General features: G+C 54.6%; 21 protein-coding genes. 14 read left to right on the forward strand and 7 right to left on the reverse strand.

What is annotated here, in order from left to right; genetic code table 11:
- Positions 1-7: 7 nt before the first annotated feature.
- The 6 genes from FQ179_RS01155 (at position 8) to FQ179_RS01180 (ending at position 7,994) form a co-directional block, all read left to right on the forward strand.
- Entirely contained in the window at positions 8-1,390 is a 1,383-nt protein-coding gene (locus FQ179_RS01155; RefSeq protein ID WP_188074475.1) for a chloride channel protein, read from the forward strand.
- 150 nt (positions 1,391-1,540) lie between these two features.
- Complete coding sequence (locus tag FQ179_RS01160; RefSeq protein WP_149395441.1) at positions 1,541-4,429, forward strand: xanthine dehydrogenase family protein molybdopterin-binding subunit; 2,889 nt, start codon at positions 1,541-1,543, stop codon at positions 4,427-4,429.
- Complete coding sequence (locus tag FQ179_RS01165; RefSeq protein WP_149395442.1) at positions 4,426-4,980, forward strand: (2Fe-2S)-binding protein; 555 nt, start codon at positions 4,426-4,428, stop codon at positions 4,978-4,980. The genes FQ179_RS01160 and FQ179_RS01165 overlap by 4 nt, the downstream gene beginning before the upstream one ends.
- Positions 4,977-6,236, forward strand: coding sequence for a cytochrome c (locus tag FQ179_RS01170; protein WP_149395443.1), 1,260 nt, complete (start codon positions 4,977-4,979; stop codon positions 6,234-6,236). The genes FQ179_RS01165 and FQ179_RS01170 overlap by 4 nt, the downstream gene beginning before the upstream one ends.
- The gene (locus tag FQ179_RS01175) at positions 6,236-7,378 is read left to right on the forward strand and encodes an XdhC family protein (RefSeq protein WP_255474785.1); all 1,143 of its coding nucleotides are present in this window, start codon (positions 6,236-6,238) and stop codon (positions 7,376-7,378) included. The genes FQ179_RS01170 and FQ179_RS01175 overlap by 1 nt, the downstream gene beginning before the upstream one ends.
- On the forward strand, positions 7,368-7,994 hold the full coding sequence (locus tag FQ179_RS01180; RefSeq protein WP_149395444.1) for an NTP transferase domain-containing protein: 627 nt from the start codon (positions 7,368-7,370) through the stop codon (positions 7,992-7,994). The genes FQ179_RS01175 and FQ179_RS01180 overlap by 11 nt, the downstream gene beginning before the upstream one ends.
- 38 nt (positions 7,995-8,032) lie before the next feature.
- On the opposite strand, the gene FQ179_RS01185 is transcribed toward FQ179_RS01180, so the two are convergent.
- The 3 genes from FQ179_RS01185 to FQ179_RS01195 all read right to left on the reverse strand — a co-directional run bounded on the left by FQ179_RS01185 (position 8,033) and on the right by FQ179_RS01195 (position 10,433).
- On the reverse strand, positions 8,033-8,935 hold the full coding sequence (locus FQ179_RS01185; protein WP_149395445.1) for an NAD(P)-dependent oxidoreductase: 903 nt from the start codon (positions 8,933-8,935) through the stop codon (positions 8,033-8,035).
- 470 nt (positions 8,936-9,405) lie between these two features.
- Positions 9,406-9,972: a YceI family protein gene (locus FQ179_RS01190; protein ID WP_149395446.1), complete on the reverse strand. Its 567-nt coding sequence runs from the start codon at positions 9,970-9,972 to the stop codon at positions 9,406-9,408.
- A 278-nt stretch (positions 9,973-10,250) separates the two neighbouring features.
- Positions 10,251-10,433 (reverse strand): hypothetical protein, encoded by a 183-nt coding sequence (locus FQ179_RS01195; RefSeq protein ID WP_149395447.1) that lies wholly within the window; start codon positions 10,431-10,433, stop codon positions 10,251-10,253.
- Positions 10,434-10,669: 236 nt separating this feature from the next.
- Between FQ179_RS01195 and FQ179_RS01200 the strand changes: the two genes are divergently transcribed.
- The gene (locus FQ179_RS01200; protein WP_149395448.1) at positions 10,670-11,038 is read left to right on the forward strand and encodes a hypothetical protein; all 369 of its coding nucleotides are present in this window, start codon (positions 10,670-10,672) and stop codon (positions 11,036-11,038) included.
- Positions 11,039-11,085: 47 nt separating this feature from the next.
- On the opposite strand, the gene FQ179_RS01205 is transcribed toward FQ179_RS01200, so the two are convergent.
- The gene (locus FQ179_RS01205) at positions 11,086-11,646 is read right to left on the reverse strand and encodes a transglycosylase SLT domain-containing protein (protein WP_149396854.1); all 561 of its coding nucleotides are present in this window, start codon (positions 11,644-11,646) and stop codon (positions 11,086-11,088) included.
- A gap of 261 nt (positions 11,647-11,907) precedes the next feature.
- On the opposite strand from FQ179_RS01205, the gene FQ179_RS01210 reads away from it, so the two are divergent.
- The 3 genes from FQ179_RS01210 (at position 11,908) to FQ179_RS01220 (ending at position 14,965) form a co-directional block, all read left to right on the forward strand.
- The gene (locus tag FQ179_RS01210; RefSeq protein ID WP_149395449.1) at positions 11,908-12,882 is read left to right on the forward strand and encodes a hypothetical protein; all 975 of its coding nucleotides are present in this window, start codon (positions 11,908-11,910) and stop codon (positions 12,880-12,882) included.
- Between the two features lie 123 nt (positions 12,883-13,005).
- The gene (nadC, locus tag FQ179_RS01215; protein ID WP_149395450.1) at positions 13,006-13,938 is read left to right on the forward strand and encodes a carboxylating nicotinate-nucleotide diphosphorylase; all 933 of its coding nucleotides are present in this window, start codon (positions 13,006-13,008) and stop codon (positions 13,936-13,938) included.
- A 73-nt stretch (positions 13,939-14,011) separates the two neighbouring features.
- Positions 14,012-14,965: a tripartite tricarboxylate transporter substrate binding protein gene (locus FQ179_RS01220; protein WP_149396855.1), complete on the forward strand. Its 954-nt coding sequence runs from the start codon at positions 14,012-14,014 to the stop codon at positions 14,963-14,965.
- A gap of 163 nt (positions 14,966-15,128) precedes the next feature.
- Here the strand turns inward: FQ179_RS01220 and FQ179_RS01225 are convergent, their stop codons facing one another.
- The 3 genes from FQ179_RS01225 to FQ179_RS01235 all read right to left on the reverse strand — a co-directional run bounded on the left by FQ179_RS01225 (position 15,129) and on the right by FQ179_RS01235 (position 18,934).
- A complete protein-coding gene (locus FQ179_RS01225; RefSeq protein WP_188074476.1) occupies positions 15,129-16,289 on the reverse strand; it encodes an alpha-hydroxy acid oxidase in 1,161 nt (386 codons plus the stop codon).
- A 160-nt stretch (positions 16,290-16,449) separates the two neighbouring features.
- Positions 16,450-17,382: a phosphoribosyltransferase family protein gene (locus FQ179_RS01230; protein WP_149395451.1), complete on the reverse strand. Its 933-nt coding sequence runs from the start codon at positions 17,380-17,382 to the stop codon at positions 16,450-16,452.
- Between the two features lie 151 nt (positions 17,383-17,533).
- The gene (locus FQ179_RS01235; RefSeq protein ID WP_255474787.1) at positions 17,534-18,934 is read right to left on the reverse strand and encodes a nucleobase:cation symporter-2 family protein; all 1,401 of its coding nucleotides are present in this window, start codon (positions 18,932-18,934) and stop codon (positions 17,534-17,536) included.
- 344 nt (positions 18,935-19,278) lie between these two features.
- On the opposite strand from FQ179_RS01235, the gene FQ179_RS01240 reads away from it, so the two are divergent.
- From FQ179_RS01240 to FQ179_RS01255, 4 genes are all read left to right on the forward strand, one after another.
- A complete protein-coding gene (locus FQ179_RS01240; RefSeq protein WP_149395452.1) occupies positions 19,279-19,602 on the forward strand; it encodes a type II toxin-antitoxin system RelE/ParE family toxin in 324 nt (107 codons plus the stop codon).
- Positions 19,599-19,874, forward strand: a complete 276-nt coding sequence (locus tag FQ179_RS01245; RefSeq protein WP_149395453.1) for a helix-turn-helix domain-containing protein — start codon at positions 19,599-19,601, stop codon at positions 19,872-19,874. The genes FQ179_RS01240 and FQ179_RS01245 overlap by 4 nt, the downstream gene beginning before the upstream one ends.
- Positions 19,875-20,533: 659 nt before the next feature.
- On the forward strand, positions 20,534-21,511 hold the full coding sequence (locus FQ179_RS01250; protein WP_149395454.1) for an ABC transporter permease: 978 nt from the start codon (positions 20,534-20,536) through the stop codon (positions 21,509-21,511).
- Between the two features lie 4 nt (positions 21,512-21,515).
- Entirely contained in the window at positions 21,516-22,346 is an 831-nt protein-coding gene (locus FQ179_RS01255; protein WP_223146176.1) for an ABC transporter permease, read from the forward strand.
- Positions 22,347-22,350: the final 4 nt, after the last annotated feature.

The raw sequence follows: 22,350 nt of genomic DNA on the forward strand, positions 1-22,350 counted from the left end.
CCTAACAATGCCTCGTTTCCGCTTCAATTACATCGAACCCCTGGTAATGCTGGCCACCGTGCTGCAGTGGGTGGTGCTCGCGACGGTAACCGGAACCATTGTCGGAACCGGCACGAGTCTGTTCCTGCACGGGCTATTCTTTTTTACCGATCGTGCCACGTTGGTGCCGTTGTGGGCGCAGGTCATATTGCTTCCCTTGGGTGGTTTGCTTAATGGCTTGCTGCTTTACTACGGTTATCGTCGTAATAAAACGGGGCTTAAAGATTCGGTCATTACAGCCGTGCATCAGCAGGCAGGGCGCATGCCGTTCAAGACCATGGCTATTAAGCCCTTGGCCGCTATTATCACGCTTTCGTGCGGCGGCTCTGCAGGTAAGGAAGGCCCTTGTTCCCATATTGGCGGGTCGCTGGCCGCAGGCTTGGGGCGCGTGCTTGGTTTAAACCCAGAGCTGCAAAAGCGTATTGTTGCCTGTGGTATTAGCGCAGGTTTTGCCAGTGTGTTTGGCACACCTATCGCAGGTGCTATTTATGGCGTAGAAGTGCTGGCCATAGGCCGCATTCGTCATGATTTTCTGTTCCCGGCCATTATTGCGGGCGTGGCGTCGTTCGAGATTAGCAAGCTTTGGGGCATTCCTTATCAGTATTACGTAATACCAGGGTTGCCTGATTTTTCAGAAATTATTTTTCTCAAGACCATACTAATCGGCATCGCGTGCGGTCTTGCTGCCTGGCTGTTCGTGGACCTCATTCGTTTTTCCCGCAGCATGTTTGACCTGCTGCGTTCACGATTCAATATCTGGCCGCCGCTTATGCCTTTCATAGGCGGCTGTTTGCTTACGGTGCTTGTGCTGTTCATACCCACCGATTACCTGGGGCTGAGCCTGCCACTCATGGATCATGCACTCGAAGGGCAAATCATGCCCTATATGGGCTTCTTCTGGAAGACGTTGCTCGTTGCCATTACGTTAGGCTCGGGGTTTTATGGCGGTATTGTGACACCACAGTTTGTCATTGGTGCACTGGTGGGCAGCGCGTGTGCGCCGATGCTGGGGTTAAGCCCTGCGCTGGGTGCAGCAGTAGGGCTAGTATCTGTTGTGGCGGCGGCGTCCAATACGCCTGTAGCAGCCATACTTATGGGTGTAGAGCTATTTGGGGGGCCTACAGGAACAGTCTATGTAGCGGGTGCCAGCATTGCGGCTTACCTGGTGATTGGTCATCGCAGCGTTTATCCTGATCAGTTGATTGCGTACTCAAAATCTACCTGGATGCAGTTGCCGCCAGACCAGCCACTTGGGCAGGAAAAGGCCCGTCTTTCTTATGGCTTATTAAAGTGGATAAGCAAATACCAGATTGGCCGAGTCTTGGAGCACTTGCTGAAACGCCGACGCTGAGCGGGGCGCTGTTAAGGCGTGCCATCTCGTCTTAAGGCACTTTTAATCTGTACAAGTCTGTACTGGCGTATTATTGAAGAATAAAAGGTCTGTGGCAGGCGGGAATGCTAGTTGCTGGCCACTCTTACAGATTTGCAGGAGTTTCAAACAATGGCCCGCCCCACGTTATCAAGACGTCAGTTTCTCAAAGCCGCAACTATTGCCGGCATCACAACCTACATTGCCCCCTTCGGTTCACCTGCCTATGCCGCGTTCATGGAGCAGAAGCTCCTGACGCCCATGCAGTGGGATCCTGCCACCGGCCTGGCCAGGTTTCGGGTCGATGGCATCGCCAAAGTAACAGGCAGCAAGATTTTCGCACGTGATATTCGTGCTCGCGATTTACCCAACTGGCCAGACCAACAAAGCCATGCCCTGATTTTGCGCACCGCGCGCGCTGATGCACGCTATACCGGCCTTGACCTTTCACGCCTGGATGAAACTACAAAACCCGATCGCGTGGTCACGGCCGCAGATCTCGCGCGCGACGGCGTGGCGTTTTCTGATTTTTATGGTGAAGACATGCTGCTGCCGGAAGGCCAAACGCCTGCCTATCTGGGGCATGCCGTCGCCATTTTGATCTTTCATGATTTTGCGCGCTTTCGGCTTGCCAAGGACGCGCTGCAGTTTCAGGATGATGTCGTCAAATACGGCGAGCATACTGGCCCGCTGGTTCGTGACCCGTGGGGTACGTTTCGTTATGTGCGTGTCGGCGGCAAGAGCGGCTATGACGAGGATGTGTTCTCCAGCCTGAAAGATGCGCCGGTTTTTCCCAGCCAAATGCGTAAACAACTGCCAGTCTGGCCAGACGGCAAGAACCATGGCAAGTTGGGTGAGGAGGGCATGTACCATGCGGGCCAGTTGCGAGATGAAATGAGCAACCCGCCTGAAAATTGGCTTGTGCTTAACCGTCGGTATCAAACTCAGTCGGTGGATACGGCTGCGCTCGAACCCGATAACGCCAACTGCTGGTATGACGAACCAAACGCCACCATGCACATGGTGGTACCCACCCAGTCGCCCACTGAGGTGGCAGCGACAGCGGCAGGCATGCTGGCCAAAAGCAATTTCAAGACCAAAACGCTGGTCATGCACCCCTGTTATACCGTGGGTTACGGTTCCAAAGACCATTGCAACATGCCTTTTTACGGGCTGGTCTGCGCGCTGTATGGTGATGGCAAGCCCGTGCGTATTGCCAATGATCGTTATGAGCAGTTTCAGACGTCTTTGAAGCGGCATGCCTTTGATATGGATTACCACATCGGCGTGGACCGCAAGACAGGCCTGATTCAGTCTTGTGTGATTGATATGGTGGCCAATGGCGGCGGGCGCTCCAATTTTTCGCCTTCGGTTGCCATGGTGGGTGCGACGGCCGCGCAGTCTATTTATTACCTGCCCAAGTCAGACATGACGTCCAGAGCCGACGCCTCGCGCGCTGTCGACTGTGGTTCGGCGCGAGGTTACGGCACGCTGCAATCCATGGCCGCCACAGAGATGCTCATGGATGAGCTGGCACACGAACTTGATATGGATCCTATTGAGTTTCGGCTTAAAAATGTGCTGAAAAGCGGCATGAAAAATACCCAAGGGGCCATCCCTGCCGGGCAAATTCGTGCCGAAGAAATTCTTGAAAAAGCCCGCAATGACCCAGTATGGGTGAACCGTGCACGACGCAAGGCAGAGTTTGAGGCAGATCACCCAGGCAAACTTTACGGCGTGGGCTTTGCCTGTGTGCAAAAGGATTTTGGTACGGGGGCAGAAAGCTCGTTTGCCAAGGTTGAAATCTCGCCCAAGGGCGAAATACTGCTACGTCATTCTGGCACGGAAATCGGCACAGGCATGAGTACCTCTCAGGCGCTGGCCTGTGTGCGCTGGCTGGGCCAGCCAGCAAGCAATATTGGCGTGGCTATCACCGACTGGCCTGATCTGCCCATGATCTCATCAGGCGATCCTTATCTGATGAGTCAGGACGATCAAGACAAGCTCTCGGCCAACCCGGCCTGGACGCCTGCGCTTGCGTCACCCGCCAGTGCATCTAACTCTGCGTTCTATTACACGCACACCACCCGGGAAGCCGCGCGTTTGGTTTTTGTGCATGGAGTATGGCCGGCTGCACAGGCTATCTGGTCTAGTGGTTTGGGGGGCGGCCAGGCCGCGCCCTACGTGGTGCGTCGCGAAGATGCGCGCTGGGAAAAAGGGTTGTTGACCGCAAATGGTATGCAGCCGCTCAGTCTGGAACAGCTGGCAGCCAAGGCCCATGAGATGGGGCTGTTGGTCGGCGCAGTGGTGCATGGCTTTAATCGCTGGCAGTGGACAGAGGCAGATTTCGACGTTGGCGAACAGACGGAGCGGTTGCCCTTGGACGGCATCGCTTTATGCTTTGGTGGGGGTGCGCCTTCAGGAGGAGAGGGGCAAGGCGGCGTGCCAGCAGTAGTTAGTATTGATGCGGGAACAGATGATTCCCTGGGTACGAGGAGCATATCGGCCGGAAGCTACAAGTTCATAAACCGAAAGACCGTTTACTACCCGCCAGTTCAACGCAACAATGCCGCCGTCACCTATTACTCTGCGATGAGCGCCTTGGCTGAAGTGTCTGTGAATCGCGGCAGTGGTGAGGTTGAATTATTGAATCACCATTCGATTATCGAGTGTGGCAGCCTGTTGTCCCCCGAGCTGGTATCGGGCCAGATTCAGGGCGGCATCGCCATGGGTATAGGTCATGCTTTGTACGAGTCGCTGCCGCTGTATGAAGAAGGCCCGGGCAACGGCACGTGGAACTTCAATCGATACCATCTTCCGCGCGCCAAGGAAGTTGCGCTCTGGAAACAGACGGCTGAGGTTTTGCCGCCGTTATCAGAAACTGACCCGCCCAAAGGCATGGCCGAGGTTGTGATGATCCCCATTGTGGCCGCTATCGTTACAGGCATTACGCATGCCACAGGGCAGCGATTTTATTCTCTGCCTGTCACACCCGAAAAGATTCAGGAGGCCCTGGCATGAGTGCAGCAAACATCAAAATTTCCATGACCATCAATGGTGAGGCGGTTGGCCCGATAGAGGTGCCTGAGACCTTGATGATGCTGGATTTTCTGCACGAGTATGTAAACCTCACCGGTACGCGTCTGGGCTGTGGCCAGGGGGTATGCCGTGCCTGTGTGGTGATTCTTGATCGTGACAATAGTCACAGTGAAGAAATTCGCACCTGTATTACCGGGGTGGGCTACTTCAATGGGCGCAAAGTGCGGACAGTAGAAGGGCATGCGACGCGAGACGGTGAGGGCGCCGTCACCGCATTAACCGCAGTGCAGCAGAAGTTTCTGGATTTCTACAGCTTTCAGTGCGGCTACTGTACGCCTGGCTTTGTCAATGCCGCCACGGTGCTGGTCGAACGCCTCCAGCGCCAGCCCATCGCCCGTGATCAGGTAGAGAGTTATGTGACGGATGCCCTGAACGACCACATCTGTCGTTGCACCGGCTATGTGCGTTATCACCAGGCCGTAAAAGATGTCATCCTGAATACACCAGGGTTGATCATTGAGGAGCGCTCATGAAAGCATCTACCGCACTGGGGGGGATAGTTATCCTGGTACTTATCGTGGGCGGCGCAGTTCTGTCGGGGATACTTGATCCGGATTACGACACCTCTGCCATTGATACGCAAGGGCAGGCTCCCGACCAGCAACTGCTGGTGCGCGGAAAATACCTGGCGCAAGCGGGTGATTGTGCAGCCTGTCACACAACGAAAGACGGTGCTCCGTTTGCTGGCGGGGTGCCGGTGCCCACACCTTTCGGAACCATTTACGGTACAAACATTACGTCGGATCAGGAGCATGGCATAGGCGACTGGACCTCCGCTGATTTTTACAAAGTGCTGCACGATGGCATCTCGCCCGAGCACCCGCTATACCCGGCCATGCCCTATACCTCTTATCGCGGTGTGTCGCGGGCCGACAGCGATGCCATCTTCGCCTACCTGCAAAGCGTGGAGCCAGCACCCACGCCTAACCGTGAAAACACCATATCCTTTCCGTTCAACATAAGGGCGTTGATGCGTGGCTGGAATCTGCTCTTTCTCAAAGATACGTTGCCGTCGGTGTCGAAAGGAGATTCTGATGAATGGGTGCGGGGCCGCTATCTGGTCAACGCGCTGGGGCATTGCACCGAATGCCACACACCCCGAGGTGAGCTGGGGCAACTGAAACTGGGCAAGAGCTACCAGGGCGGAGCGGCGGAGGCGATTCATGCGCCGGACATAACGCCTGAGGCTCTGGCAGCACGAGGCTGGACCGTCGAAGGCTTGCAACAGTTTCTCGCAAAAGGCATCGCACCACAGGGCTCTGCTTATGGGGGCATGTATGACGCCTTCCATCACAGTACGCGCTTTCTGTCCGAAGGTGATAACAAGGCCACGGTAAAATTCCTTACTGGCGATACACCCAAGCAGGCTGCCGTGTTCAAACCCGAGCCCGCAGCAGAAACACCTGAAAATTTGCGTGCTGGCCGCAGCCATTATTTGGCGCTGTGCGCCGGATGCCATGCCGCCAACGGGCAAGGCAAGCCCAATGTGACGGTTGCCCTTGCTGGCAATTCAACGGTTCGAAATCCTGATCCGCATAATCTCATTCAAGTCGTACTGCATGGATTGGACGCCAAGTCTTTCCCAGATCAACAGGGCCGGCAGGCCATGCCAGGGTTTAGCGACAAGCTGGATGATGAAGAGGTTGCAGAACTCGCCAATTATCTGCGAGGAGCGTTCGGTGGGCAGTCCTCTGACGTTACGGCCAAGACCGTTGTGGGAGCACACTGATGAGCCATACCATTCCGGGAGAAGCGCGCACAGAGTCTGGAAACATACCCATGCACGCCATGAATAATCAGGTCTTGGCACATGTGCAAGCCTGGATCGAGCAGGGCAAGGCAGTGGCGCTGGTTACCGTGGTGCGTAACTGGGGGTCTGCGCCACGACCGCTTGGTTCATTGTTTGCGGCAACGGATGCTGGCGATTTTATCGGGTCTGTTTCGGGTGGTTGCGTCGAAGACGATCTTTTGCGGCAGTTTTCCCAGGCGTTTCCGCAGACCTTTGCCATCGTTCGATATGGTGTCTATGCAGAAGATGTACGCCGTTTCGGCCTGCCCTGCGGCGGCACGCTGGAACTGTTCGTGGAGCGTGTCACTGATCTGCACAGCGTCAAGGCTGCACGTGCCGCCATGGCTGGCGGGCAACTGCTGGAGCGGCATATCAACCTGCTGACTGGCGAGGTGTCTACCTGTACAGGCAGCCAGGACTTCTTTGTGCGCTATGACAAAAATGAAGTGGTGCAATTGTTTGGCCCCCGGTGGCGCCTGTTGATTATTGGCGCAGGCGCGGTGTCTGAGTACTTGGCCAGTATGGCGCCTGCACTTGATTTCTCTGTGTACCTCAACGATCCGCGCGAGGCCCAGCGAAACAACTGGCGTGCCCCCGGCGTGCAGTGGCTAGATGGCATGCCAGATGACGCAGTGATTGGGTTTCGGCCAGATTGCCGCACCGTCATTGTCACGCTCAGTCATGACCCTAAAGTGGACGATATGGCACTGATGGAAGCATTGAAAACCGATGCGTTTTATGTGGGGGCCATAGGTTCTATCGCCAGCACCCGTGCGCGCCGAGAGCGCCTGCTGACACTTGATGTCAGTGAGCATGAAGTAGATAAGCTGCATGCGCCTGTGGGCTTGCCCATACATAGCCGTGCACCGGCAGAGATTGCCATAGCCATTTTGGCCGAGTTGATCGCAGCGCGTAATACACAGTGTGTTCCGCAGGGTGTAGTTTGCCAGACTGAGACTCAAAACCAGGCACAAACACTACCACATGCACGGACGCAAGCACAGACACAGACACAGACACAGACACAGACACAAACACCAACACCAACACCAACACACCAACCCATACATAATGTCGGATAAGAAAGCTTCTGTGCTTGCCGCAGCAAGCATTATTCTTGCCGCTGGACGCTCTATGCGATTTGGTCGTGATAAACGACTCGAATGCATAAACGGCAGGCCCATGTTGCTGCATGCTGCTTTGCTGATGGCCAGTGTGGTGCCTGACACCCTGGTAGTGCTCGGTCCCGACGATCACGCGCTCGCATCAATTCTGGCGGCCGAAGGTCTACGCGCTACCTTATGCGAACAAGCACGATCTGGAATGGGGCACAGCCTGGCCCATGGGGTTGTTCAACGGCCCGACGCGGCAGGGTGGTTAATCATGCCTGCCGATATGCCTTTTATGCAACGAGAAACCATACAGGCCGTCATGGATGCTGCCTGTAGTCATGATATGGCTGCGCCGCGTCATGCGGGGCGTCGCGGGCATCCGGTGTGGTTCTCACATAGATTTGGCGCAGCGCTGCGCGCGCTTACCGGCGACGAAGGCGCAAAAGCCCTGGTCAAGGCACACGTGCCCTGTACCGCTGGCAACACGCAAGCGGCACAGGCCGGCGGCCTATGGATGGTGGACGTGCAAGATGCCGGCTGCCTGCTTGACGTCGACACACCCGACGATCTTATTGCCAGGCCCTAGGAGGCTGCCGGGACGCCTGCGCACCGGTTTGGCCTGAGCTATGTGGCTGTCTGGTCCCCGGCTTGCGCAAGAATATCGATGAGCGTTGGCACTGTGCCCAGTGATGATTTGGCCTGCACGCCCAACTCGAACGAAGCGCGAATTGCCTCTGCAGTGATATGCGAGGCACCTAGCTCTATCGCCATGGTGTTGTAGTAGCTCATGTCTTTGAGGGCATTGGCGAGCGAAAACTGCATGCCTGAGTCATCCTTGCCGGTGATATAAGGTTTGAGGCGGTCAAGCACAATGCCGCCGCCACCGCCCGTGGCCAGAATATCAACCATGGTCTCGGTGTCTATGTTTGCGCGTTGGGCACAAGCGCAGGCTTCAGCCAGTACGGCCGAGAACCCAAGCGATACGAAGTTGTGGATAAGTTTCATCTGATGGCCCGCACCCACGGGCCCCGCATGCACAATGCTTTCAGAAAATGAGCGCAGTAGCGGCCGACATCTTTCTAGCAATTCTGCGTCGCCACCGACAATAAGGTTTAGGCGCCCTTGTGCGGCTTCTTTTGGGGTGCGTGTCATGGGGGCGTCAAGGTAGTGACCGCCCGCAGCCTCAATCGATTTTGACACCTTGCTGGTGGATGAAGGCAGTGCGGTCGAGCAATCGATGACGATTTTTCCTGGTGCCATGCCGGCCAGCAGGCCTTCTGGTTCGTTTACCACAGCCTCGACCTGCGGGCTGCCGGTTAGACAGAGAACGATGAAGTCGGCGGCCTGTGCAACGGCAGCAGGTGTTGGCGCGGTGGTTGCCCCGGCAGCGATTAGGTCTTCGACGGGTTGATTTCCGGGATGGTCAAGAATAATCAATTGATGACCATATTTGACGATATTGGATGCGATGCCGTGGCCCATCATACCCACGCCGATCAGGCCAACTTTCAGTTTCTTCTTCGTCATCGTTTACATTTGTCCTTGGGTTGCTGCCACACGTTGGCGTGCCAGAAATACATTACACCGCCAGCCGGCAGCGCGGTCTAGCGTTTATCACAAAGATTAAAGTTTATCCCGATCACAGTATTGGTGTGTGGCGCACCCTTCGGCCTGCGCATGCATATAGCGAGTAACACGTCCATCAACGTCGCGCATGCAGTTGTCCACTGATCCTGTGGATAAGTCTGTGGGTAGTGGCTTGAAACAATGCTGAGGGGCTTATGACTGGAGGGTGACGTGTGGCGTGTGCAACGATTGTTCACCGCCAGTGGTGCAGCGCCTGGTCGGCAGATGTCGCGGTCTCGCGTGCGTTGCAGTATGTAGTGCACATACTGCTGGCGCGTATACCGTAACCAACGTCTATTTCTCGCGCAGGCGTCTCGGGCCTGTATAGGCAAGTAGCTGTGTTGCCCATGGTGTTTTGGGCTAACGGGGCGTCAGCGCTTTAACGCTTCTATCTGTATCAGAATACGGATCTCGTCGGGGATCCCCGGTAGGCCGAATGTCATGCCGTAGTCGCTGCGCTTCAGTGTGGTCTCGAAGTCGCCGCCGCAGGCTTCGGTTTTTTCCCTGGGGTTGTCGTAGCAGTTAAAGCGTAACGCCTTCAGTGTTACGGGTTGTTGTTTGCCCAGCAGCGTCAGCGTGCCTGAAACGGACTTGACCTGGTTACCTTCAAAGACGAAGTCGTCTCCTGTAAACAGTGCAGTCGGGAAGGCCTCGACGTGCAGAAAGTCAGCGTTGCTCAGGTGCTTGTTGTATGACTCTATCCCAGTGTTGACGGAGTCGGGACGCACCACGATGTCCACCCTTCCTTTTTTCCCATTACGGTCAAACATCACCGTGCCTTCGACAGTGTCGAATCTGCCGCGATTGGTCGAGGTGCCTGAATGCAGAGCCTCGAAATGGACAAAGGTATGAGTGGGCTCGATATCGTAGATGGATTCTTGGGCACCAGCGACGTGGGACGCGGCCAAAATTGCCATGGCAAACAGTGTCTTGTACATGAATCAATCCTTTAATGAACGTCGGGCGGCGCGTGTACGTTCGTACTCCTGCCGCTCGCGTCGCGCCGGTAGTGGGCGTATGTTCATCAGTCTAGTGTCAGGAGTTGATTCGGCCTATGGTTTTTGATGGAAACTGTGATTTATATCAATGTTATTAAACAGTTATATCACTTAGATGTGTTTTGTGGGTGATCCCGGCCGCGAATAATATAGGCTGTGCATAGCGTCTAAGCTTAGTTTGCATATATTTAAGGCGGCCCAGGGGTTAAATAATTAAATTATCGCTGCGCGCCGCCACCTTTACGATTGCGTTGACTCGTCTGATCCTGACCACTGCCTAGCTGCGTTGCGTGACCATCTTTCTTGCTGCGATGCTGTTGATCACCGTGGCTTTTTTGGCTCTCTTTGGCCTGGTCGTCGGCCTGAGGAGCTTGTTCTTTGTTGTCTTTTGATTCTGTCATGATCGGTATTCCTCAATAGTGGTTGGGTAAGCCTGAAACAGCAAGGGTCATGCCTGACCGAAGATTGGTGTCACGTGTGGCGCCGCCCGAGTACAAAGGGCTGGCCTTGGGGTGCTACGTACTCACGATGGCATGAGGCTTGCTGATGCTGAGCTGGCCGGCGAAAAGCATTAATCAAACCAGTCGTTGATGTATGCCGCCCAACTTCGATAACCCGTGCCAGTAAGGAGAACCAGATGCGTGAGTATGATCGCAGCCCAAAAACGAATGACCCTCGCGATTTTGAGATTTCCGATCCACCCTCACCAGACGTTCGCAAGCGTCGAGCTGCCGAGGTGAATCATCCGGATCAGTCGAGGGATGAGGCTAAGTCCGATGGCGCAGCTGACGGTGATAAAAACAGAGACGGTTTTCAGGAACCCCGCCATCCTCAGGGAAAAGACACTGAAGTTGACCGCCGCCACGTCGGCCGTGGCAACCAGTTTGGCGAGGCTGGGCGGCACGCCAGGGTACAAGATCGCGCTAACGACAAGCCGGCAGACCCCGACGATACGCCCAAGATACTTCGTCCAGACGTTGGTGTTCAAAAGAGCAAGCGGCCGTGACGGGTTGGTAAGTAAACCCGTCCGGTTCGGTGTGCTGTTCGCAGCCTTTAGAGGCTTTTTTCACAGCTTCGATACTGTGCGCCAAAGCGCTCGGCGCGCGACTGCACGGTCGTCGCCGTACGCAGCAGCCAAGCTTTGCTTTTGTGGCTACCGTTGCGGTAGCCGCCCCAGCCTTCGTGATAATTAAGGTATTGGGCGTAGGCGTCCCATTTAGACGTGCCGTTTACGCGCTGGGTTTTGTCCATATACCAGCCCATAAAATCCAGTGCGTCACCAAAATTGTCGCGGCTGGCAAACATACCGCCGGCTTCGCGCTTGTAATCGGCCCAGGTTTCATCTTTAGCTTGAGCATACCCGTAGGCAGTGCTGACCCGCCCCCATGGAATAAAGCCCAGAAGATACCGGCGCGGTGGGTGCGCATCATGACGAAAGGATGACTCTTGGTACATCATGGCCATGGCCACTTGAGGTGGAACACTCCACTTTTTTTGCACTTTTAAAGCTTGCTTGTGCCAGCCTGGTTTCTCGCGGAAAATTTGGCACAAGTTTTCGGGACTGGATGGCGGTGTGGTGGCACAGCCAGCCAGAAGACATAGCGGCAGCAGCAGTGCAGCCGTTGGCCACCGCCAGGCTGCCGGCGAACGGGGCGTGACCGTTGTTTGGACCAATGTAGCGTTTTTGCTCAAGATAAGGTTTTTAAAGCGCCGAGAGACATCGGTGTTGGGGCTGCGGCCATCAGTGCGCCACGCTGGCATAGGGGGAATTGTTCTCATTAAAACCGTGCACTTCCGCAATCTGAAAAATGTTGTTACCGTAGCACGGCGTCTGTTCCGTATTCAAGTTCGGCGTGTCTGCTTATCCTTCCTATAATGGCAGTTTTACGTGTGCCTATGCCCGATTCCATTGCCCGTCATGTTGCTAGCCCGGTAGATTCAGTCGAAACTGAACTGGTCGCCGTATTGGTGTCGGTTACCCAGGGTCAACCCAGAGTGCTTACCCGTGACTGCAGTCAGGCCTTGCCGGCGGGGCCTTTTGAGTCATCGCATCGGTCGCTGCAGGCAGGTCTGCGCGCCTGGGTAGAAACGCAGACACACCACCCGCTGGGCTATGTCGAGCAGCTGTACACGTTTGCCGATCGCGATCGCGCCAATCTGCAGGGGCAGCGCATTATTTCGGTCAGCTATCTGGGGTTGACCAGAGAGTCTCCCAAGCTGGATGACGAAAGTGTAGGCTGGCAAGATTGGTATCGTTATTTTCCGTGGGAAGACTGGCGAGAGGGCATGCCCGCCATGCTGAACGACACCATTATGCCTGCGCTGCAGGCTTGGAGCTGCGATACGTCAGATGCTATTGGCGGTGATCGACAGCGTCGCCAGCGGGTGGAATACACTTTCGGGCAAGATGAATCTTCCTGGAACGAAGAGTTGGTCTTGCAACGTTATGAGTTGCTGTTTGAGGCAGGGCTTGTGCCCGAGGCCAAACGTCGTGAAAGTGCGCTGCCTGCGCCACTCGTGCCAGGAGAGGCCATGCAGCACGACCATCGCCGCATATTGGCAACCGCCATGGCACGGTTGCGCGCAAAAATACGCTATCGCCCCGTCGTCTTCGAACTGATGCCGCCCAGCTTTACGTTGCTGCAACTTCAGCAAGCATTTGAAGCCGTGGCAGGGCGTAATCTGCACAAGCAGAATTTTCGTCGTTTCATTGAGCAGCAGACCTTGGTCGAGGAAACAGGGCAAATGACGCGTGGCACGGCCGGGCGCCCCGCTAAATTGTTTCAGTTTCGGGGCGATATCATGCAAGAGCGCGCCATCGCTGGCAGTAAGCTTCCTTTGGCCCGTTAGTCGGATTGCGCACTTGACGATTACTTATGCTCACTGTTAGCATAATTAGACGTCGCGTTGAAATAACACGCTGCGTTGATGCGGCAATAGTCCGCTTATTTTTTCACTCTATAAATACTCAAAATGAGCATAAATAGTTTTTCTTCTCAGGCTGAAAGCGTGGATACAGCGGCAACCCAGTCAGCATCAAAAAACACCCACCCGAGAACACCGCCGCTACCGCGTCTCATGCTTGAACCCTTGGTAAAGTCGGCCTTGCTGGAAGATCTTGGGCGTGCCGGAGACCTCACCTCGGATGCCATTATTCCTGAGCACACGTCTGCCAGCATGCGGCTGGTAGCCCGGCAAGAGGGTGTGTTGGCAGGGCTGGATCTCGCCCGTATGGCTTTTGAGTGCATGGACCCGCAGGTTCAAATACGTATAGTGCGGGAAGACGGCGCACGGTTGTCAGCGGGTGACCAGATCGCCATTTTTAAAGGTAACGCCCGGGCATTGCTGGGTGCCGAACGTACGGCGCTCAATTTTCTATGCCATCTTAGCGGTGTCGCCTCTGCCACGGCTTCTATTTCCGACGCCATTCGTCCTTACGGCACCCGCATAAGCTGCACGCGTAAAACCGCGCCAGGGCTGCGCGCCATACAAAAATACGCGGTGCGTGTTGGGGGCGGCAGCAATCATCGTTTTGGCCTGGATGATGCCGTGCTCATCAAGGATAATCACATTGTGGTGGCGGGCAGTGTGCGCGAGGCCGTGCAACGGGCTCGCCTGGGCGTAGGGCATATGGTGCGAATTCAACTTGAGGTCGATACGCTGGCACAGCTTCAAGAGGCATTGGATTTGGGTGTTGACGCGGTATTGCTGGACAACATGTCGCTCGACATACTGCGTGAGGCGGTTGCACTGGTCGATGGGCGTGCCATCACCGAAGCCTCGGGGCGCATCACGGCTGAAACAGCCCCCGCCGTTGCTCAGACAGGCGTTAATTTGATTGCCGTAGGCTGGATTACGCATAGTGCGCCTATTTTGGATATCGGGCTGGATGCAGATCATGACTAAGAGCACAGCGTGGCGTAAGGTCGCCCAGCTTGCGATGGGTATTGTGGCAGTGGCTGTTCTGGGGCAGGCTGTGATGGCAGGCATACGTCCGTCCACCGATGCGTCTGCGGGGGCAGTGTTGCAGGGCTTTCCCATCAGGCCGGTGGTGCTGGTGGTTACGTTTCCGCCCGGCGGGGGTACTGACTTGCTGGCACGCCGCCTTGCCGCAAAACTTGAGCGTCGGTTTGGGCAGCCTGTCGTGGTCGAAAACCGTGCAGGTGCAAGTGGCAATATTGGGGCCCAGGTTGTGGCACGCGCCAAACCTGATGGGTACACCTTGCTGGTTGCAAACAGCAGTTATGCCATTAACCCCGGTGTTTTCAGCGAGCTGGGGTTTTCGCCGTTAAACGACTTGACGGGGGTTATTAATGTGGCGTATGTGCCGTCTGTTGTGGTGACGGCGGCAGATTCGAACTGGCAGTCGCTACAGCAGGCTTTGCAAGTACCACAACAGCAGACGCCAGATGCTGCCCCTACGTTTGCGTCATGCGGTAACGGTACGCCCCAGCATCTGGCTGGAGAAATGCTAATGCAGCGTAGCGGCGTGTCATGGCTGCATGTGCCTTATCGTGGTTGCGGCCCGGCGCTGACTGGGGTTAGGGCGGGTACGGTCGATATGGCTATTGTGACAGCGTCGTCGGCCATGCCCTTGATTGAGGCTGGCGTTTTGCGCGCATTGGCTGTAACTTCACCACAAAGATCGTCACTGTTGCCCGATGTGCCAGCCGTGGCCGAGTTGGGCTTTGAAGGCTATGAACTCGATCAATGGCATGGCCTGCTTGCACCGGCAAAAACGCCGAAACCGATTGTGGCCCGTATTAATGCCATGGTTACAGCGGTTATGCAGGAGCCCGAAACCCAACGTGATCTGAAAGCACTGGGGTATGAAACTACAGTCAGTTCGCCTGAAGAATTTCAGGCGATTATTGAGAACGACATTGCGCGATTCGGTGCCTTGACCACAAAAATAGGCCTGAAGGCTGATTGACTGCGGGGCGGTAAGACGACGCAGCCTTAGGACGACGAGGATGTCAGGTGACGAGACCATAAGAATAGGGGGCGGCGTCGAGGGATGCCAGTGGCGTATCGGGGCGCCACGACTGTGACGATACCCGAGTTGTCGTTGGCCCCGCTGGCTCTGCGCGCAGTGGTTAGTCGAAGATGTTGCCGTTGAGCAAAATGGAACGATCAACATCAGCAATGTCGGTACGACCACAAAACGCCATGGTGACATCAAGCTCGTTGGCCATAAGCTGCAGGCAACGCGTGACCCCTTCTTCGCCCATGGCACCCAGTGCATACAGAAAAGCCCGACCTATCATCGTACCTTTGGCGCCCAGTGCAACCGCTTTGAGTACGTCTTGGCCCGAGCGTATGCCGCCGTCCATCCACACTTCGATATCGTTGCCAGCTGCCTGCGCGATGGCGGGCAGTGCCGAAATGGAGGAAGGGGCACCATCGAGTTGCCTGCCGCCGTGGTTGGAGACGATCAGGGCATCAGCGCCTGAGTCGACCGCAAGGCGGGCGTCTTCAGCATCCATGACACCTTTGAGTATCAGCTTGCCGCCCCAGCGGTTTTTGATCCACTCGATATCTTCCCAGCACAACGAAGGATCAAACTGCTCTGCCGTCCAGGAGGAAAGCGAGGAGAGGTCAGAAACCCCTTTTGCGTGGCCCACGATATTGCCGAACGAACGACGTTTGGTGCCCAGCATGTTGAGGCACCATCGCGGCTTGGTGGCAAGGTTGATGAGGTTGATGAGGGTAGGCTTGGGGGGTGTGGAGAGGCCGTTTTTAATGTCTTTGTGTCGCTGGCCAAGCACTTGTAGGTCGAGCGTAAGTACAAGCGCTGAACATCGGGCTGCTTTGGCACGATCAATGAGGCGTTCCATGAAATCGCGGTCTCGCATAACATACAGTTGGAACCAGAACGGCCGGCTGGTATGGGCGGCGATATCTTCTATGGAACAGACGCTCATGGTAGAGAGCGTAAATGGTATGCCGAATTTTTCAGCGGCTTTTGCAGCCAGAATTTCGCCATCGGCGTGTTGCATGCCGGTTAGGCCGGTAGGCGCCAGGGCAACCGGCATGGATACATCGATACCGATCATTTTGGAGTGCAGGCTGCGCTTTTCTATGTCGCAGGCGACGCGCTGGCGAAACTTGAGCTTGTGAAAGTCAGTTTCGTTAGAGCGATAGGTGCTTTCCGTCCAGGAGCCGGAGTCGGCATAGTCGTAGAACATTCTTGGAACCCGGCGTTCGGCGAGACGACGGAAATCTTCGACGCAGGTCATTTTGGATAGTGTGGGCACGTCGGTTAGCTCCTGGCGAGAAAAAATGATCAGCACCAATGTGGTGCAGGTTAAACGATTAGCGTCGGCGCTACGTGCGACGAACTTTTTTGAATGGGCTGTATTATGCCTGTGGTCGGCCGGTCTGACCATAGGGGTCATCGCGTAGTTAGGGGGTTTATTAAATAAGATGTAGGTGAGTTGCTGCACTGGCCTGCACCAGCATGGCTTGGCCGCCATTCCACCAGATGATTTTTGCGACCGTAGCCAGTTGTGCAATTTCAATAGCCTGCGCCGCGTCGCTTTCAATGAAATGTGTGTGACAACGCGCCAAAATGGCTTCTGCCTTGTGTTGTGCCGTTTCGGGTACACTGTGGCGCAACTCGTCACGCATGACAAGTGGGCCATGAAACCCATGTTGGTTCAGCCATGCGGCAGTGCGTGCACGATCTTGTTCTGGACGGCCGGTAATAATGCTGATCTGAGAAAGATCCAGCCCTGGCAGCAATGTATTGGGCACGAGTTGGTCACGTTGCGCCAGCGTTTCTTGCAGCGCCCGTGCATACTGCTCTTCGGGTAAGTCCATTAACAGCACCCCGTCCAGATCAATAGCCCATGATGCGTATTCGAATTCGGCTCGGTCGGGATGGTTGTGGACGGCATCGAACTGCGGCGTGACGGATGTGCGTTCCCACGGAAACCAGGCTCTGTAGCCATTGGGTATCAGCATGCCAAAGTCGGGGCGTATGCGAGACTGGTCATCGTAGGCCAGCGTGAATACGGACACCCTGAACCCCAGGTTTCGCAAAAATTCGATGCTGTCGGAAAGTGTGGTGCCGCGCCCGGCGATATCTTCGATTAGCAGTACATGCGCTCCCTGCTCAGGGTAGGCAGCCGTAAACCAGGATACTTTGCGGTCTGGACGCGAATAGCTAACGGCGTACAAAGGCAGAGAGAGCTCGGTCGATGCCATCATCCCGGCGACAAGCCCGCCTCGGGCTATAGCCACTACAGCGTCGAAACCGGCCTGCCTCCATTGGCTTATATAACTAGCAACAATCGATTCAACGCGGGTGTAGTCGTAACTGTAAGCACGACGAGGAGGGAGTGTCATGGCAAGCTCGGGCAACCAGGCAAGAGCCGCCGTGAAAATCGGCGGCCTGATACAAACATATAAGCATCAAGTTTACCGGGGTTTTCGTGAGCTGGGCTTTCCTTGCCAGCCTAACTGTATATAAGGAGCCCAGACCATGTATTACTCGTACTTAGTCTTCGAGCTCTTTTACTATGCGGTTTGTGCCCGCCACGAATACTGATTGCTGGTCTGAGTTACCAAACTTGATATGGTTGAAAATCAGGTTCAGGACGACAGCCATGAGCGCTGTTGAGCTGATGCCGGAGTGAAAAATAGTAGAAAACCAAGCGGGAAAGTGATCGTAAAACTCTGGCTTGACGATGGGTATCATGCCAAAACCCACTGAGGTTGCCACAATAATCATGTTCATATTGTTCTCATACTTAACCTTGGTGAGCGTACGTATACCGCTGGCGGCTACAGTACCAAACAAAACCAGGCCTGCACCACCCAGTACGGCGGGTGGTACGGCGGCGATAATGCGTCCCACGCCAGGCAGCAGCCCCAGTGCCAGCATAATCATGCCGCTGGTGGCCACGGCATAGCGGCTTTTTATACCAGTTACGGCGACCAGGCCGACATTTTGCGCGAATGCACTCTGCGTAAATGACCCAAATATCGGCGCAAGCGCGCTCGAAAGCATATCGGCGCGCAGGCCATCGCCCAGTCGCTTCTCATCAACACGGGTGCCGACGATGTCGCTGACGGCGAGAATGTCTGCCGACGTTTCTACCATAACGACCAGAATGACAATCACCATGGATGCAATGGCGGCAAGTTTGAAAGTGGGTAGCCCAAAATGAAACAAGGTTGGCAATGCCATAAGGCTACTTCCAGCTGAGCCTGAAAAATCTGTCATGCCAGTAAGCAGGGCGATGAGAGTGCCCAACACCATGGCCAGCAAAATAGAGAGCCGCGATATTGCCGCATTGCCCAGTTTGCTCAGCAGCAGCACAATAAATAGTGTTACGGCGGCCAGGCCGATATTGCTCAGGTTGCCATAGTCGTTTGCTTTAGGATGGCCACCCATGGCCCACTGCGCGGCCACAGGAATAAGTGACAGCCCAATTATCGTAATGACCGAGCCCGTGACCAGTGGCGGAAAGTATTTTATAACGCGGGAAAACACGGGAGTGATCAACAGCCCTATTACCGAAGCCACCATGACGGCACCAAATACCGTCTGAATGTCTCCGCCTCCCTTAAGAATGGCAATAATGGTCGCGACACTGGCAAACGAAACCCCCTGCACCAAGGGCAGACGGCAGCCAAGAAAAGGCAGACCCAAGGTCTGCAGCATGGTTGCAAGGCCACCCATAAACAGGCACGCTGCGATGAGAATGCCGGTTTCGGCGCCCGACATACCAGCCGCCTGCCCAACAATTAGGGGTACGGCAATAATGCCGCCATACATGGTCAAGACATGCTGCAGCCCGTACAAGAAGTTGGCACTAACACTGAGGCGCTCATCTTCAGGGCGTGTCGCTAGGGCGCGGTCTGGCGCTAGCGTGGGGTGTGTCTTACTGGTCAAAATCGTCTCCTGCCGACCTTCATTTCAGGGAGCGGCCAGGCACAGCGTCTTCATTTGTGGGATCGCCGACTGTGCCAGGGCAGTCGTGGTCGGTTGCCACGTTGATTCTGCAAGCCTGCGTTGTATTTTGGCGTAGTTGAGGGCGCTGCGGTACTGCTCAACGCAATACCCCGTATGGCCGAACAAAAATGACGAGAGCCGTCTATTGGTGTTTCTACTGGCCCGACGAAGCCTATGAGTTTTGGGACCTGATGGGGGGAAGGATGGCTGTTTCGGGTAATCGACATAGCGCCGAGAGAGAGTTATCATATATGATAATTTGTGTATAGATTCATTCTGGGCATATGAAATGGCAAATTGATTTTTACTCTGGGGTGGAAGATCAAATCCTTGAGATGCCACCTAATATTCAAGCCCGCATGATTAAACTGCTTGAGCTGATGGCGAAACATGGGCCTCATTTAGGAGCGCCTCACACCGAGGCTATCGGCGATGGTTTGTTCGAAATACGCGCCAAAGCCAGTGAAGGAATAGGCCGAGGGTTGTTTTGTTATTTGAAAGGTCAGCGCATTTATGTGCTGCATGCTTTCGTAAAGAAATCTCAGAAGGCGCCAAGAAAAGATTTGAATCTGGCCCGACAGCGTAAGAAGGAGGTAAGTCAACAATGACTCTGCAATCTCTGAAAGAGCGCGCTTTGCGCAATCCCGAAGTCAATACCGAATATGAAAGATTGCACGATGAGTTTGCCCTGATCGACCAGTTGATTGCGATGCGCAGCCAGGCGGGTTTAACCCAAGAGCAGGTTGCGGTGCGTATGAATACGCAAAAAAGCAATATTAGTCGTCTGGAGCGTGGTAACGGCAACCCCAGTTGGGCCACCTTGGTCAAATACGCGCATGCTTGTGGCTTTAGCTTGTCGCTGCAAGCATTGAAAGAGTAATACGCCATTTTCTTGATAGGGCAAAAACCATAATTAAGCGCCACCTAGGGGTTTTGTGAGTTGCTCTCAGTTGCGCCACAACATGACCCCTAACCAAAAACCACCCACCGCCGTTTGCCAAAAAGTCCTTAAGCCGTGCTCGCTGCGTGTGCAGCGGTTTTAGCCCAGTTGGACATAGCGCTTGGTTTCGATCCGAGGGTCGTGGGTTCGATTTATGAGCGTCCGAGAACAAAAGCTCACGCTCGTATTAGGGTTTACTGAAGACTCACTTTATGAGACTAAAAGTGCCAATTTTTATATTTAAATGATGGACGCTTGTGCGCTGAGTTTACTCTTGTTTCAAATAGCATGTTTGTGCCTATATACTTGTTTATTAAGAAAATATTGTAAAATTACACCCCTTTTTATTCTCGGCGAATAAATAATAATTAGCGTAAATCTGACGCCGGCTGATTAGATCTATGCATAAAACGAGACATACAGATCCATTTTTAAGGGTAATCACGCATATAGTCTCGCGCCCTATCAATGCGATGATGAACCTACGTTTTGAATCGTCAGCACTTATGTAGTTTTTCATCTCAGAAAAGCCGCTACTGCTGGGTGTTTCGTGTTCGAGCATAGGCTTGTGAACGACCGAAAGGTCAGGTACTCAATTTATGAATTCAGCAGGTTTTGTTTTCCGTCGTGCGCGAGACGGAGTGCTTTTAATTATCGCGGTTGTCGTGCTCAATTTCTTCTTGCTCAGTGCGGCGCCGGGTGATATCGCTGACGTGCTGGCCATGCAGGCAGGTGGCGCAACCAGTGAGCAGGTTGAAGGCATCCGCAAGGAGCTGGGCCTGGATAAAGGCGTATTTAGTCAGATGATTACTTACGTTACCAAGGTGGCACAGGGAGACCTCGGTCAATCGCTTTTTTACAATGATTCGGTTGCCGGGTTGATCGCAGAGCGTCTGCCAAACACACTGCTTCTAGTCTTGCCTGCCATGACGATTGCCGTCGTGCTGGGAACGCTACTGGGCGTTCTGTCGGCCTACCGTCCTCGTGGCCTGTTCAACATGGGTGTTACTTTATTTTCTCTGGTGGGCTTTGCGGCGCCTGTGTTCTGGAGCGGCATGGTCTTGCTTATTGTTTTCGCCTATTGGTTTCCAATTTTTCCAGCGTCAGGCATGTATGACATCGGAGCATACCCCAGCGGGTTTGACGCGGTCTTGCAAGTTGCCCATCACCTCGTTTTGCCGGTTATCTCGTTAAGCATGGTGTATCTGGCTCAATACAGCCGCCAGGCACGGGCCACCATGCTGGATGTGCTCGGTTCCGACTACGTGCGTACCGCACGTGCAAAGGGTTTGCGCGAAAAGGCGGTGGTTTACAAACACGCGCTCAAAAATGCGGTGTTGCCGGTCGTAACGCTTGCTGGCTTGCAGTTTTCGCATGCGGTAGCAGGGGCTGTGCTGGTTGAAACCGTATTTAACTGGCCTGGACTGGGTCGCTTGGCATTTGATGCTGTATTGAATCGCGATTTTCCTCTCATGCTGGGCTTGCTGCTCGTTTCGAGTGTGCTTGTGGTGATCGTAAACATTCTTGTGGACTGGCTCTATAGCGTTCTCGATCCACGTATCAAGATGGAAGGGTAAGACCGTGAATTCAGGATGGAAACTATTTTTAGCCAACAAGGGCGCGGTTGCCGGTGCAATATTGCTAATCATTATTGCTTTTGCCGGAATATTCGGCGGCATGCTCTACCCCGTAAGCGCAACGGAAATTGTTGCCGCCCCGCTGGAAGCGCCAAGCATGGCACTCCCCATGGGTGCTGACTATTTAGGTCGGGATGTCTTTGCAGGCATTATGCACGGAGCAGGGACGACGCTGTTGATCAGCCTGGCCGCAACGCTCACTACCGTCATTATCGGGCTTTTCCTTGTCGGTGCAGCATCCGGATTTTTCGGAGGAAAAGTCGACAACATACTAATGCGCATCACCGAGTTTTTTCAGGTCTTGCCTCCCATATTGCTGGCCATGGTGTTGGTTGCGGTGTTCGGCACAGACATTTGGATCGTGATTTTGGTCATTGGTCTGGTTAGCTGGCCGCCACTGGCGCGACTGACGCGGGCTGAGTTTCTCAAGCTCAAGCAACGCGAGTTTATACGTGCTGAATACTCTATAGGCTCGAGCAATCTGAACATTATGTTTAGGGTGTTGTTGCCCAACGCCTCGCCACCACTGATTGTGGCAACCGCATTAACGGTGGGCACAGCCCTTCTGTTTGAGTCAGGCTTGTCGTTTCTCGGCCTTTCGGATCCAGACGTAATCAGCTGGGGCTACATGATCGGCTCGTCACGCGACTACATATTTGATGCGTGGTGGTCGGTTATTTATCCCGGCACAGCCATATTTCTGACTGTGTTGTCCATTAGTTTGCTTGGCGATGGTCTGAACGACGCGCTTAACCCAAATCTTCGAGAGCGATAAGCGC

It is taken from the genome of Pusillimonas sp. ANT_WB101, from assembly GCF_008369125.1.
Lineage (GTDB): Bacteria > Pseudomonadota > Gammaproteobacteria > Burkholderiales > Burkholderiaceae_B > Allopusillimonas.

Coding starts and splice junctions, on each gene's coding strand:
- FQ179_RS01155 (WP_188074475.1), top strand. CDS start 8: ATGCCTCGTTTCCGCTTCAATTACATCGAACCCCTGGTAATGCTGGCC.
- FQ179_RS01160 (WP_149395441.1), top strand. CDS start 1,541: ATGGCCCGCCCCACGTTATCAAGACGTCAGTTTCTCAAAGCCGCAACT.
- FQ179_RS01165 (WP_149395442.1), top strand. CDS start 4,426: ATGAGTGCAGCAAACATCAAAATTTCCATGACCATCAATGGTGAGGCG.
- FQ179_RS01170 (WP_149395443.1), top strand. CDS start 4,977: ATGAAAGCATCTACCGCACTGGGGGGGATAGTTATCCTGGTACTTATC.
- FQ179_RS01175 (WP_255474785.1), top strand. CDS start 6,236: ATGAGCCATACCATTCCGGGAGAAGCGCGCACAGAGTCTGGAAACATA.
- FQ179_RS01180 (WP_149395444.1), top strand. CDS start 7,368: ATGTCGGATAAGAAAGCTTCTGTGCTTGCCGCAGCAAGCATTATTCTT.
- FQ179_RS01185 (WP_149395445.1), bottom strand. CDS start 8,935: ATGACGAAGAAGAAACTGAAAGTTGGCCTGATCGGCGTGGGTATGATG.
- FQ179_RS01190 (WP_149395446.1), bottom strand. CDS start 9,972: ATGTACAAGACACTGTTTGCCATGGCAATTTTGGCCGCGTCCCACGTC.
- FQ179_RS01195 (WP_149395447.1), bottom strand. CDS start 10,433: ATGACAGAATCAAAAGACAACAAAGAACAAGCTCCTCAGGCCGACGAC.
- FQ179_RS01200 (WP_149395448.1), top strand. CDS start 10,670: ATGCGTGAGTATGATCGCAGCCCAAAAACGAATGACCCTCGCGATTTT.
- FQ179_RS01210 (WP_149395449.1), top strand. CDS start 11,908: ATGGCAGTTTTACGTGTGCCTATGCCCGATTCCATTGCCCGTCATGTT.
- nadC (WP_149395450.1), top strand. CDS start 13,006: ATGAGCATAAATAGTTTTTCTTCTCAGGCTGAAAGCGTGGATACAGCG.
- FQ179_RS01220 (WP_149396855.1), top strand. CDS start 14,012: ATGGCAGGCATACGTCCGTCCACCGATGCGTCTGCGGGGGCAGTGTTG.
- FQ179_RS01230 (WP_149395451.1), bottom strand. CDS start 17,382: ATGACACTCCCTCCTCGTCGTGCTTACAGTTACGACTACACCCGCGTT.
- FQ179_RS01240 (WP_149395452.1), top strand. CDS start 19,279: ATGAAATGGCAAATTGATTTTTACTCTGGGGTGGAAGATCAAATCCTT.
- FQ179_RS01245 (WP_149395453.1), top strand. CDS start 19,599: ATGACTCTGCAATCTCTGAAAGAGCGCGCTTTGCGCAATCCCGAAGTC.
- FQ179_RS01250 (WP_149395454.1), top strand. CDS start 20,534: ATGAATTCAGCAGGTTTTGTTTTCCGTCGTGCGCGAGACGGAGTGCTT.